The sequence below is a fragment of the Xanthomarina arctica genome (genome assembly GCF_014638915.1).
In the GTDB taxonomy this organism is placed as follows: Bacteria; Bacteroidota; Bacteroidia; order Flavobacteriales; family Flavobacteriaceae; genus Xanthomarina; species Xanthomarina arctica.
Genome location: NZ_BMFQ01000001.1, coordinates 280,308 through 294,408, shown reverse-complemented (window position 1 = coordinate 294,408; position 14,101 = coordinate 280,308). Strand labels below are relative to the sequence as shown.

9 protein-coding genes are annotated in these 14,101 nt (G+C 34.2%); 5 read left to right on the top strand and 4 right to left on the bottom strand.

Annotated elements, in window-relative coordinates:
- Nucleotides 1-155 precede the first annotated feature (155 nt).
- Nucleotides 156-2,111 (top strand): YgiQ family radical SAM protein, encoded by a 1,956-nt coding sequence (locus IEV77_RS01270; RefSeq protein ID WP_188461082.1) that lies wholly within the window; start codon nt 156-158, stop codon nt 2,109-2,111.
- A 132-nt stretch (nt 2,112-2,243) separates the two neighbouring features.
- Here the strand turns inward: IEV77_RS01270 and IEV77_RS01265 are convergent, their stop codons facing one another.
- From IEV77_RS01265 to polA, 3 genes are all read right to left on the bottom strand, one after another.
- Entirely contained in the window at nt 2,244-3,338 is a 1,095-nt protein-coding gene (locus tag IEV77_RS01265) for an HpaII family restriction endonuclease (RefSeq protein ID WP_188461080.1), read from the bottom strand.
- A complete protein-coding gene (locus IEV77_RS01260) occupies nt 3,335-4,600 on the bottom strand; it encodes a DNA cytosine methyltransferase (RefSeq protein ID WP_188461078.1) in 1,266 nt (421 codons plus the stop codon). Before IEV77_RS01260 ends, IEV77_RS01265 begins: the two co-directional genes overlap by 4 nt.
- 102 nt (nt 4,601-4,702) lie before the next feature.
- The gene (gene polA / locus IEV77_RS01255; RefSeq protein WP_188461076.1) at nt 4,703-7,585 is read right to left on the bottom strand and encodes a DNA polymerase I; all 2,883 of its coding nucleotides are present in this window, start codon (nt 7,583-7,585) and stop codon (nt 4,703-4,705) included.
- A 218-nt stretch (nt 7,586-7,803) separates the two neighbouring features.
- Here polA and IEV77_RS01250 point away from each other — a divergent pair, with 218 nt between their 5' ends.
- Complete coding sequence (locus IEV77_RS01250) at nt 7,804-8,733, top strand: isoaspartyl peptidase/L-asparaginase family protein (protein WP_188461074.1); 930 nt, start codon at nt 7,804-7,806, stop codon at nt 8,731-8,733.
- A gap of 169 nt (nt 8,734-8,902) precedes the next feature.
- Here IEV77_RS01250 and IEV77_RS01245 read toward each other — a convergent pair whose 3' ends face one another.
- Nucleotides 8,903-9,772 (bottom strand): cyanophycinase, encoded by an 870-nt coding sequence (locus IEV77_RS01245; protein ID WP_188461072.1) that lies wholly within the window; start codon nt 9,770-9,772, stop codon nt 8,903-8,905.
- Between the two features lie 104 nt (nt 9,773-9,876).
- Between IEV77_RS01245 and IEV77_RS01240 the strand changes: the two genes are divergently transcribed.
- The 3 genes from IEV77_RS01240 to cphA all read left to right on the top strand — a co-directional run bounded on the left by IEV77_RS01240 (nt 9,877) and on the right by cphA (nt 14,096).
- Nucleotides 9,877-10,674: an META domain-containing protein gene (locus tag IEV77_RS01240; protein ID WP_188461071.1), complete on the top strand. Its 798-nt coding sequence runs from the start codon at nt 9,877-9,879 to the stop codon at nt 10,672-10,674.
- Nucleotides 10,675-10,692: 18 nt separating this feature from the next.
- Nucleotides 10,693-11,199: a hypothetical protein gene (locus IEV77_RS01235; protein ID WP_188461069.1), complete on the top strand. Its 507-nt coding sequence runs from the start codon at nt 10,693-10,695 to the stop codon at nt 11,197-11,199.
- Nucleotides 11,200-11,456: 257 nt separating this feature from the next.
- The gene (gene cphA, locus IEV77_RS01230) at nt 11,457-14,096 is read left to right on the top strand and encodes a cyanophycin synthetase (protein WP_188461067.1); all 2,640 of its coding nucleotides are present in this window, start codon (nt 11,457-11,459) and stop codon (nt 14,094-14,096) included.
- Nucleotides 14,097-14,101 lie beyond the last annotated feature (5 nt).

Here is a 14,101-nt window from a genome sequence, read left to right as displayed (position 1 = left end):
TGCCTGGTTATATAATATAAGGACTACTATATAATAGTCCTTATATGGGGTTAGACAACTTATAATGTAAAAAGAACGCTTTACTATTAATAGGTATCCTGTTCAGAATAGTTAAATTCTAATGTTCGAGTAGTTATTTTAACTACTTTTGCAGTGTGAAAAACGAATTAAAACTTTCTAGTTGGTTGCCTACCACGAATAAAGAGGTAAAAATACGCGGCTGGGATGCACTCGATGTCATCCTGTTTAGTGGAGATGCTTACGTGGATCATCCAACGTTTGGTCCTGCTGTTATTGGACGTATGTTAGAAAGTTTTGGTTTACGTGTCGCAATCGTACCACAACCTTGTGTTACCGATAATCTTCAAGATTTTGAAAAGCTTGGGGCTCCAAAATTATTTTTTGGTGTAACAGGTGGCTGTATGGATCCTATGATTAGCAATTATAACGCTAATAAGAAACGTCGCGACAAAGATGCCTATACGCCAAATGGTGATATTGGATTTCGTCCAGATTATGCAACAACCGTATATTCAAATATATTAAAAGAGAAATGGCCAAACACGCCCATTTTAATTGGTGGTATTGAAGCGTCTTTACGTCGGGTAACACATTACGATTATTGGAGTGATAAGTTAATGCCAAGTATTTTAGAATCGTCTAAAGCAGATATGTTGGTTTACGGAATGGGAGAACAACCTTTACGTGAAGTGGTGCGTTTATTGCAAAAAGGAGTGCCTTTTAATAGTATAAATACGGTATTACAAACTGCTGTTCTTTTAAATGGAGATGAAAAAATTCCTAAAAATAGTAATTGGGAAGATGTTGAAATTGTTTCTCATGAAGAATGTTTAAAGGATAAGAAAAAATATGCTTCTAACTTTAAAACGATAGAGCAAGAATCTAACAAATTAGCCGCTAGACGTATTTTTCAGAAAATAGGGGATAAGACGCTGATGATAAATCCGCCGTATCCAACTATGACGGAAGCTGAAATTGATGCGTCTTTCGATTATCCATATACACGATTACCACATCCAAAATATAATAAACGTGGCCCTATTCCTGCGTTTGAGATGATCAAGTTTTCCATTAACATTCATAGAGGATGTTTTGGAGGCTGTAGTTTTTGCACCATTTCAGCTCATCAAGGAAAGTTTATAGCGTCTCGTAGTCAAGAGTCTATTTTAAAAGAAGTAGACAAGGTGGCTAATATGCCAGATTTTAAAGGCTATTTAAGTGATATTGGCGGACCAAGTGCCAACATGTATCAAATGAAGGGGAAAGTGCAATCTATTTGCGATAAGTGTATTTCGCCTAGTTGTATTTCGCCAGTAATTTGTAGTAATTTAGATACCTCACATAAGCCTTTAACCGAATTATATCAAGCGGTTGATAGACATCCAAAGGTTAAGAAGTCGTTTATAGGTTCAGGGATTAGACATGATATGTTGGTGCCAGAATTTAATAAAAATGCAGATCCTAAAGAACTGGATGCTTATACGGAAGAAGTGATGACGAAGCACGTTTCTGGAAGACTAAAAGTTGCTCCAGAACATACCAGTGATCCTGTTTTGAAACTAATGCGTAAACCATCTTTTAAATATTTCCATAAATTTAAAGAGCGTTTTGATAAGATTAATGTCGCGAAGAATTTAAAGCTTCAATTAATACCATACTTTATTTCTAATCATCCCGCTTGTGAAGTGGAGGATATGGCCAATCTTGCTGCCGAAACTAAAGACATGGGTTTTCAGCTAGAGCAAGTACAAGGATTTACTCCAACCCCAATGACGGTTGCTACGGTTATTTATTATAGTGGATATCATCCATATACGCTTAAAAAGGTAAATACACCTATTACACGAAAAGAAAAAGATGATCAACATCGTTTTTTCTTTTGGTATAAAGACGAAAATAAGGATTGGATTAAAAAAACCTTAAACAAATTAGGACGTCAAGATTTACTAAAAGTTTTACTACCTGAAAAGGATGAAAAATGGCGTAAAAACAAACCTTCAGGAGAAGCTAAAAACACCTTTAATGATGCTGTTCCTTTTAACCAACGAAAAAATAAGGCTAAGTTTAAGTCTAATAAGAATCGACGTTAGGATTTGCTTTTAAGGTTTCTTTTTACTTCTGAATATCTTCCCTTAACTCCCTTTATGTTAAGTGAATTTCAAACGGTTTCATTGTGAGGATTCAAATAACAACATATTTGAACTGGTAAAGTGAGCTCAATTCTATTTTATAAACCTGATTTGTAAATTTAGTTTAAAATATAACTCATTATTTTCCTCATAAATCACTCCAAAACTATGTTTGCTAGAACTAGCTGTTTCAAGTTTTGTATTATTAAACAAATAATCTTCAAATTCATTTCTATTGTAGATATGATAACACAAAATATCTCCATTTTCTTTTACAATTAAATATCCGCCAGTTGCATCGTAATTACCAGTCCAAACTTTAGAAGGCATCATTCCTAATGCAATGTCTGTCAAAAAACGTTTAATTTTATATTCATAAAATTGATGTTTGTTCGAAATGTCAAATTCTAAAGGGTTTTTGGTTCTTATTTTTTCTACTAAGTCGAAAATTTTTGAATTGTTACTCGAATAAAATTCATAAACAATTTGTGATAATATTTCAGGTAATCTACTATCAATAAGAATTAAATTATTTGAAAATATTTGTCTTTCGGTTTTAAAGAATATAAGCTCTTTGTTATTTGAATAAATAGCTTTGACTCTTCCTTTCAAATCGGCAGATTCTTTTTTACCTCTTTTGACCAGCATTGAATTAATTCTCTCAATCTCCATTTCGTCAATAGCTCCACTAATTTTAAAAATAAAATTGGTGGTTTTTCCCGCATTAAGTATAGTAGAAGGGCCCCCTAATTGTGATTTTATACTAAAGCCTAGAGTTGGTTGTTGATTTGTTCTTTGGTCATGAACTACGATTGTTATATCAGTTTTAGTAGTTGAACCTGCTTTTAAAGAAAGACAATTAATAGATTGCATAAATACCTCAACCTCGGGGACTGGAAAAGTTGTTTCTTTATTATCTTTTATTTTTGCAAGTAAGAACTTAGCTTTTTCTTTAAAATCTGAAATTGCAATCTTTAAAACTTCTTCTCCACCAGAAATAAGAATAATTTCATCTAGAATTGCATATTCAAAATCTCTGTTGTTTTCAGTTCTTAGAATCCGTAAGACAGGGTAAACTATTCCTTCTAATTTTTCAATATCTTTATTTCCAAGAGATAATTGTTTGTCCCCAAGTAATTTAAAAAGAGTGTAAATTTCACTCCATTCACCTTTGTTTCCTGTAATCATAAAAAGTTAAGTTTTTCTATGATTTTTTTAGCGGTTGCTTGAATCGCGGGAACCGCAACAGAATTACCAAATTGCTTATAAGCTTGAGCATCCGAAACTACAATTTTATAGTTGTCAGGAAACCCTTGTAATCTAGCCCATTCTCTAGGAGTCATTTTTCGAATTCCTTCTCTATTGACATCTCCTTTAATATGAGTTATTGGCGTGAAATTTTTTAGTCTAAAATCATAAACTAAATTTCTCTCTCTTCCCATGCCTCCACAAACAACTGCGTTTGCAGTTCCATTATTTGGAATTATTTCATATCCAAACCCATTACCTTTACTTTCGTGTCGTGCTTTGTGATTTCTTAAGGTGTTTATGTAAGTTTTAGATAAATAATATTTTACAGAAACTGTTTCCGATTCTAAAATATCCTCTAATGTTACTTTTCTATTAATTGGTTTTGGGTATTCGAATTCTGTAATTCCCAAATCTTTTCTAAACCCAACAATGAAAATTCTTTCTCTGTTTTGTGGAACTCCGAATTTCTTTGCATTCATTACTTGTGGCTCTGGTACAAAATATCCTAAATCTTCTCTTAAAACATTTAAGATTGTAGCCAAAGTTTTTCCTTTATCATGACTTCTTAATCCTTTTACATTTTCTAAAAAAACAGCCTTTGGCTTTTTCTTTTTAATTATTTCAGCAACATCAAAAAACAGTGTTCCTCTTGTGTCTTCAAAACCTCCACGCTTTCCTGCAATTGAAAATGCTTGACAAGGAAACCCAGCACATAAAACATCAAATCCGTCAGGAATGTATTCTTTAGTAGATTTTTTAGTAATATCTCCAAAAGGAACTTCACCAAAATTGGCTTGATAAGTTTGTTTTGAATATTTATCCCACTCACTTGTAAATACGCATTTACCTTTAAGGTTTTGAAACGCTAGTCTAAACCCACCAATTCCCGCAAAAAGATCAATGAATTTAAAGTCAGGTCTTTTTGGAGCAGGAAAAGGTATCTCTTCTTGTTGAAAAATTAAATATTGAAGAGCTTCCTCAGCTGCTACATCAGATAATTCAACATCAGGAAATTTGTATTCAAATAAATTTTTGACATGTTCTAATGCGTCAGGTTTATAAACTTTAGAAACTCCATTTTTATGATTATTTAAATAATGTGTAAAGGCAGCCTCTGTATCTTTTTCTGATTCTACAAGTCTGATTTTGAATTTTTTGTCTTCAAAATTTTCAATCGATATTTTCTCTTTTAAAGCCACTTATATTGTCTGTAAATTAAAAATGCAAGTTAAGGAAAAATTGTGATTGAAGTTCTCTAATGAAATTGCATCGTAGTATTGAAATTTGATTTTGTAAATTACCTAATGCGCCTCCAACCAATTAACGCCAGTATCTACTTCAACATCTAAAGGCACATCCATAATAAACGCACCTTCCATTTCCGTTTTAATTAAAGTTGTTAGTTCTTCAAGTTCTGGTTTATAGATATCAAAAACCAATTCATCATGTACTTGTAAGAGCATTTTAGATTTATAATTTCCTGCTTCCAGTTTGTTATAAATGTTAATCATGGCTATTTTTATAATATCTGCCGCACTTCCTTGAATTGGAGCATTAACGGCATTTCGTTCTGCAGCGCCTCGAACCACAGCATTTCTAGAATTAATATCTTTTAAATACCTGCGTCTTCCTAAAACCGTTTGGACATACCCATGATCTCTAGCAAAATCGACTTGCTTGCTCATGTAAGCTTTTAATTTAGGATAGGTTTCATAATAGGTATCAATCAATTCTTTGGCTTCCCCACGAGATAAATCTGTTTGGTTGCTTAAACCAAAAGCAGAAACGCCATAGATAATTCCAAAATTAACCGTTTTGGCATTACCACGTTGTTCTCTAGTGACTTCTTCCAAAGGCACATTGAAAACTTTTGAAGCGGTTGAGGCATGAATATCTTCGCCATTTTTAAAGGCTTCAATCATGGTTTCTTCTTCACTCAAAGCAGCGATAATACGTAATTCTATTTGAGAATAATCGGCAGCTAATAAAACGTAATCTTCATTTCTTGGAATAAATGCTTTTCTAACTTGTCGGCCACGTTCGGTTCTAATTGGAATGTTTTGTAAATTCGGATTATTACTACTTAAACGTCCTGTAGCAGCAACCGTTTGCATATAATCTGTATGTACACGTCCTGTTTCAGGTTCTACTTGTAGTGGAAGTGCATCTACATAAGTACTTTTTAATTTTGCTAACCCTCTGTATTCTAAAATATGCTTAATTATCTCATGGTCTTTTGCCAAGTAAGATAAAATATCTTCGGAAGTAGCATATTGTCCAGTTTTAGTCTTTTTAGGCTTGTCTACCAATTTTAATCTTTCAAAAAGAACAATCCCTAATTGTTTTGGCGAAGCAATATTGAATTCCTCGCCAGCAGTAGCATAAATCTCTTTTTCAAGATTTAAAATATCGTTATTAAGAGCTTCAGATAGTGAGTTTAGAAATTCGGTATCCAAATTAATACCTTCTAATTCCATATCGGCAAGCACTCTTAGAAGCGGGATTTCAATATCGTCAAACAACTTTTGTGTATTGGCTTCTCCTAATTCTTTGGTAAAATGTTCTTTTAACTGAAGCGTAATATCTGAATCTTCAACAGCATATTCCGTTTGTTTTTCTAAAGGAACATCTCTCATAGAAAGCTGATTCTTTCCTTTTTTACCAATTAATTCCGTTATAGAAACAGGGGTATAATTCAAATAGGTTTCCGCCAACACATCCATATTATGTCGCATATCTGGATTGATTAGATAATGTGCTAACATGGTGTCGAATAGCTTACCTTTTACTTTAATGTTGTATTTTCTAAGGACTTTAATATCGTATTTTAAATTCTGTCCCACTTTTTCAATCTGTTCAGATTCAAAAAACGGACGTAATTGTTCTATAAGTTCTTGAGCTTCATTTTTGGCTTCTGGGAAAGGCAAATAGAATCCTTTTCCAATGTCCCAGGAAAAGGCAATCCCAACTAATTGCGCTTCTATGGGATTTAAACCCGTAGTTTCTGTATCAAAACAAACACTGCTTTGAGACATTAAATTCTTTATAAAAAGTTGCGTTGCCATGCCTGAAGCAACACTTTGATAGAAATGCGATGTTGTTGCAATGGTATTTCTGGTGTACTCAGTTTCCAGTTCATTGTTTTGTTTGCTGAGCGGAGCCGATTGGTTGCTGAGCGGAGCCGAAGCACCAAACAGAGAAAATTGTCCTGCTCCGGCCGACGCTTCTTCCTTTGGAGTCGCTTTAGGGGTATTCTCCGTTTTTGAAGTTTCGGATAATTGATTGGAAGGAGCCGAATTCTCCAAAGCAAAGGTTTTAACAAAATTATCAATTAAACGTCTAAATTCTAATTCTTGAAAAATTTCTGTAACTTTAGGAATATCTGGTTCAGACATTTCAAAATCTTTGGCATCAAATTCCACAGGAACATCGAGCATGATGGTTGCTAGTTTTTTTGAAAGCATCCCCAATTCTTTAGATGCCTCAATTTTCTCTTTCATTTTACCTTTTAGTTCATGGGTGTTTGCTAACAGATTTTCCATACTGCCATAGGTAGCTAAGAACTTCTTGGCGGTTTTTTCACCAACACCAGGAAGGCCAGGAATATTATCAGAAGCATCTCCCATCATGCCCAAAAAGTCAATGACTTGTAATGGGTCTGTTACTTCAAATTTCTTTTGTACTTCAGGAATCCCCCAAGTTTCATAACCACCTCCAAATACGGGGCGATACATAAAGATGTTTTCTGAAACCAATTGTGCAAAATCTTTATCCGGAGTTACCATATAGGTTTTGTAACCTTCTTTTTCGGCTTTTTTAGCAAGAGTTCCAATAACGTCATCAGCCTCAAATCCTTCTTTTACCATAATAGGAATGTGCATGGCTTTTAAGATTTCAAGGATATATGGGACGGCCGTTTTTATGCCTTCGGGAGTAGCGTCTCTATTGGCTTTGTATTCCGAAAACATTTCAACGCGATCTGCACTACCTCCTTTGTCAAAACAAACGGCTAAATGATCGGGTCTTTCACGTTTTATAACATCCAAAAGGGAATTCATAAATCCCATAATGGCTGAAGTATCTTCCCCTTTAGAATTAATTCTAGGGTTTTTTATAAAAGCGTAATACCCACGAAAAATTAAGGCGTAAGCATCGACTAAGAAAAGGCGTTTTTGATCTGACATTGGTTTGTTTTTGTAAGAGCATCAAAGCTACAAAAACTATTTTTGATTATCGATTTACGATTACCGATTTTAGATTGAAATGAAGTCCATGCCTAAATAGCATGAATCATTTTTATTTTTGGAATTTAGTTTTTTGGAATTTGGAATTTCAAAAAATCACCAATAAAACAAGAACTTTTAAAATCTAACTGTACTTTTGCTTTTCAATATTTTAAAAGATGAAAACATTTTCAATTGCCATCCATGGAGGTGCAGGAACTTTAGTAAAAGGAATGATGACTCCAGAACTTGAAACAAAATATAAGCAAGCTTTAAAAGATGCGCTTGATGCTGGGTATTATTTATTGGAAAATGGAGGATCTGCTATAGATGCTGTGGAAAAAGCAGTAACTGTTTTAGAAGATTCACCTTTGTTTAATGCAGGAAAAGGAGCGGTATTTACAGCCGAAGAAACGCATGAAATGGATGCCAGTATTATGGATGGTAAAACGTTGAATGCAGGAGCTGTAAGTTTGATTACGGGTATTAAAAACCCCGTGAGTTTGGCTAAAGACGTGATGGAAAAAAGTGAACATGTATTCCTAGCAGGTGAGGGTGCCATGCGTTTTGCTGAAGAATTAAAGTACACACTAGAAGATGCTTCATATTTTTATGATGAATTAAGGCATAACCAATGGTTGGAAATTAAGGATACAGATAGTTTTCAGTTAGATCATGCTAAAAAGAAAGATTCCAAATTTGGAACAGTTGGAGCCGTAGCCTGCGACCAAGAAGGGAATATTGCTGCAGCAACATCAACTGGAGGAATGACTAATAAAAAATGGGGACGGGTTGGTGATTCACCAATGATTGGAGCTGGAAATTATGCCAACAATAAAACTTGTGCTATTTCTTGTACTGGAAGTGGAGAGTTTTTTATTAGAGGTGTTGTGGCTTATGATGTGGCTTGTTTAATAGAACATAAAAACATGTCTCTTGAAGATGCTTCTAACGAAGTTATAAACAAGCGAATCTTGGAATTAGGTGGCGATGGCGGTTTAATAGCAGTAGATTCTCAAGGAAATATAGCAATGCCATTTAATACGGAAGGAATGTATCGCGCCAGTAAATCTTCTATGGGGACAGAGGAAATTTCTATTTATAAGTAGAAAATCCCTTTGGAAAAAGGGATCTCTTTATTTCATTTTTATGGCTTTATTCTTTCACTATCTCTTTTATGAAAAATGAAAAGGATGTCGTTTCAAGCTCGAACTCAAGAATAAGAATCATTTTATAGTTAAAAACTTCTATTCAAGAGATTCCTGCCTTCGAAGGAATTTATATAAAATCGGCTTCTATTGGCAGAACAGAAACATTTCTGTTTTTAATACTGTAGTTATCGCCATTAGAAAGCACATGAACTGTTAAGTTAGCAATGGTCATAGGTGTGCCTTCGTCTAAAACTTTTTCATTGTTATGAGTTAGTTTTTGTCCATCAAAAACAATCACCATTCCAGAACCAATAACGGTACAATCGTTTCCGTTTTTAATAATCATTCCTGTGTCTTCTGCTAGTCCGAAACCTATTAGATTTGGAAACTTGGCAACTGCTTCAGAGACACGACCAAATCGGCCTCTTTGAATAAAATGGGTATCTATAATAAGTTCAGGAATAAGCCCTAATCCTTTATACATAGTTACCGCTCCCTTTACAAAAGCTTCCGTAGGACTTCCTCCAGCAATCATCTCATTGGTCATGGCCATGGCTCCAGCACTCGTGCCAGCAATAACAAAGCCTTCTTCATTTTGAAAACGATCTAACATGATTTCATGTATCATGGTTCCTCCAATTTTATTGGTGATTTTAGATTGATCTCCTCCAGAAAACATAATGCAATTGGCTTCTTTTATTAAAGCTATAGCTGTTTGTTTTTCAGAATCTGCTTTGCTTCTTATGTCTAAAACAGTCACATTTTTACAGCCTAAAGTTGTAAAAGCTGTCATGTAATTTTCACCAACTTCCTTAGGGATACTTGATGCCGTAGGGATTATAACAATATTAGCGTCTACACCTCCAGCCTCTTCAACAACATGGTATAAAATACCTTCACCTATAAATTCTAGGGTGTGTTTTTCGTCACTTCCCATTCCTTTATCTTCATTTCCACCAATAGGAATAAGTGTTCCTTTCATTTTAAATTGACTCATTAATTGTTATTCATTTAGGACGCAAAATTAAACTTATTTGGTTAAAAAAATCATAATTATCATTTTATTGATAATTTTAATACGTGTTTTTTTAAATTTAGTTCATGAAAAATTATTTGATTTTAACAAGTATGATACTTTGTTTAATTCTAAGTTGTAAACAGAAGAAGCTTAATAATGAAGTTGTTATTAATGTGAAAGATTCAATTGAGACATCTATTTCTAAAAAGGAAATTAAAACAATAAATCAAAAACCATATTTTGTTGGATCTGGCTCAGAGCCTTTTTGGAGCCTTGAAATCTTTAGTGATTCTATAGTTTATAGAACTCCAACGAATGTTGTTAGAATGCCTAATGTAAAACCAATTTTGGCTCAAGACAGTAATGTGAAACGTTACCAAATTGAAACAGAATCTAGTAAAATGGCAATTCAAATCACACAAAAAGAGTGTGCAAACGATATGTCTGGCGAAATTTCTCCTTATGCCGTTTCTATAGAAAAGAAGCAAAATACAGAAACAGTTTATGAAACCTTGGAAGGGTGTGGAAAATATATTACGGATTATAGATTGCACGATATTTGGGTGCTCGAATCTTTAAATGGCAGGGAAATTACAAACAAAGATTTCAGTCAAGAATTCCCAAACATTGAAATTTACAGTGCACAAAACACATTTTTAGGTTTCGCAGGTTGTAATCAGATGAATGGAACCATCTTTTTTGAGAAAGATTTACTTCGTTTTTCAAATTTGGTAACCACCGAAAGGATTTGTGGGCCAGCAAACAAAGAGTATGAGTTTTTAAGAGCGCTTCAAAGTAGTATCAGATATTCTATTGAGAATAATAGATTGACTCTATCTAATCCTTCCGAAAATTTAATTATATTTAAAAAAGTAGACTAACATATAAACCCTAAATTGATGATACATTCCAATCTCTTGCCAGCAAGCAAAAAAATATTGTTATTAACATGCATTCTTGCGTTATTTTTTAATTGTAAAAATAATGAAGAGAAACCAGATGAAATAATTATTGATGAAACCATCGAAGAAGCTGAGGTTATATCACCAAACCTCCATAACCTACAAATAGGCTGTTATTTATATAAGGAAAATGGCAATATGATTAATTTAGATATCACAAAAAACGATAATCCAGTTGAAGGGTTTTTGACATATAGTTTAAAAGAAAAGGACAAAAACATAGGTGTTTTTAAAGGACAACTTGAAGGCGATAAACTTGTGGGGAATTACACTTTCAAATCGGAAGGAAAGGAATCGACTAGACAAGTAGCATTTGTGCTTAAAGTGAATCAGTTGATAGAAGGTTATGGTGAGTTAAATGAGGAAGGAACTATGTTTAAAGATATTAATGCTATAAATTATTCTTCAACTACCCCATTAACAAAATCTGTTTGCCAACAATAAATATAGATTGATTGTTTGAAAAATGAAAGTCTATTTGTCTAATAGAAACACACAGGATAGAAATGGACTATTTAGAATTTAAATGAATTTTATTAGGAGGTTTAAATTTGCAACCTCAATAATTAAAATACAATTATCTGCGTTTCAGGTAAAGGGTTTTTTATCTTTTTTAAAACAATTGTAGATGACTTTTTTTTCTCAAACATTTCTGTATATTTACGATAGTTCAAATTTAATTAGCAAAACCATACAATTTTATGATAATAAGAGAAATTAACGCAATGAGAGGGCCAAACTATTGGTCGGTTAGACGACATAAATTAATAGTTATGGTTCTTGATCTCGAAGAGATGGAAGAATTACCATCCAATAAAATAGATGGGTTTTACGACAGATTGAAAAACTTATTCCCTACCATGTTCGAACATAGATGCTCCGTTGGTGAGCCTGGAGGTTTCTTTCAACGTGTAGAAGAAGGCACCTGGATGGGTCATATTATTGAACACATAGCTTTAGAAATTCAGACACTTGCAGGAATGGATGTTGGCTTTGGGAGAACACGTGGTTATGGAGAAGTAGGCGTATATAATGTGGTTTTTGCTTATATGGAAGAATCTGTTGGCCGTTTTGCGGCCGAGGTTTCTGTGAAAATCTGCGAAGCCCTGGTTTCCGGGGAAGCTTATGATTTGACAGACGATATCCAAAAAATGCGTGAACTTCGTGAAGACTCTCGTTTAGGTCCTAGTACGGGTTCTATTATAGAAGAAGCAGAAGCAAGAGGGATTCCATGGATTCGTTTAAATAAATATTCACTTTGTCAATTAGGTTATGGTGCAAATCAAAAGCGTATCCAAGCTACAGTAACAAGTGAGACAAGTAGTATTGGAGTAGAATTAGCTTGCGATAAAGAAGATACTAAATTCTTATTAGAACAGGCAGAAGTAGAAGTGCCTAAAGGTGATATTATTAGAAGAGAAAGTAGCTTAAAAGATGCCTGTCGCTATGTTGGTTTTCCGCTAGTTATTAAACCAGTAGATGGAAATCATGGACGTGGCATTACAGTCGATATTCAAAATTATGAAGATGCTGTTGTTGCCTTTAATCATGCTAAGGAAAGTTCTCGTAGTGGCGCCATTATAGTTGAAAAATTTATAAAAGGAGACGATTATCGTCTTCTAGTTATCAATAACAGACTAGTTGCAGCTGCAAAACGCACACCTGCACATGTTGTTGGAAACGGAAAATTAACTGTTCAAGAATTAGTAGACGAAGTTAATAAAGATCCAAGACGTGGTTATGGACATGAAAATGTGCTCACACAAATTACAATTAACGAATTAACACTTACTATTATAAAAGATGCAGGATACACTTTGGAATCTATTATTCCAAAAGACGAGATTCTGCTTTTAAAAGATACAGCAAACTTAAGTACTGGAGGTACTGCTGAAGATGTTACAGATATTGTACATCCTTCTAATATTTCCATGGCGGAACGTATTTCAAAAATTATTGATTTAGATATTTGCGGGATTGATATTGCTACCACAGACATCTCAAAACCTTTATCTGAAACTGGTGGAGCCGTTTTAGAAGTAAACGCTGGCCCAGGATTTAGAATGCATTTGGCGCCAACAAAAGGCTTGCCAAGAAACGTTGCAGGACATGTTATCGATAAATTATTTCCTAAAGGGAATACAGGACGTATTCCAATTGTTGCCATTACAGGAACCAATGGAAAAACTACAACAACTCGATTAATTGCCCATATGGCAAAAATGAATGGCTTTCGTGTAGGTTATACAACCAGTGATGGTGTGTATATCCAAAACAGATTATTAATGACAGGAGATTGTACCGGACCTGCCAGTGCCGAATTTGTACTTAAAGACCCAACGGTAAATTTTGCCGTTCTTGAAAGTGCTAGAGGTGGTTTATTACGTGCTGGACTCGGATTTAAAAAATGCGATATAGGTATTGTTACTAATGTAGCAGCAGATCATTTAGGTTTAAAAGGTATTCATACCGTTGAGCAATTGGCCAAGGTAAAAGGAGTGATTCCAGAAACGGTATTGCCAGATGGTTATGCTATTTTAAATGCCGACGACGACTTGGTATATGAAATGCGTAGAACAGTGAACTGTAATGTAGCCTTATTTTCTATGGATGAAAATAATCCTAGAATAAAAGCCTTACAACGTATTGGTGGTATTACTGCGGTTTATGAAAATGGGTACGTAACTATTTGTAGAGGCGAATGGAAAATGAGAATTATGAAAGCTGAAAATATTCCTCTAACTTATGGAGGAAAGGCTAAGTTTATGATTCAAAATGTGTTACCAGCTATTTTAACAGCAAACATTCAAGGTTTTAGTATTGAAGATATGAAAGCCGCTTTGGAAACATTCATTCCTTCAGCAACACAAACCCCAGGAAGACTTAATTTATTTGAGTTTGAAAATTTCACCATTCTTTTAGATTATGCACATAATCCTGCAGGGATGTTAGCTCTAAAGAATTTTACCGACGAACTAGATGCTACCGTAAAAGTAGGAATTATTGCTGGAGTAGGAGATAGACGAGATGAAGACACAAATCAAGTTGGAAGCATTGCGGCCGATATGTTTGATGAAATCATCATTCGTCAAGATAAACGTTTGAGAGGTAGAACTGAAGAGGAACTTATCAAGCTTTTGAATGATGGTATTCAAATGAAAGATCCAAATAAGAAAACAACCATTATTCCATCAGAAAAGGAAGCCATAACCTTTGCGGTTAAAAACGCTGTTAAAGGATCGCTTATAATTTTATGTAGCGATGTTATTCCGGATGCTTTGGCCTTGGTTCAAAAGTTTAAGGAACAAGAATCTCGAGGAGAGTTAATGAGTGCAGATTAATTATA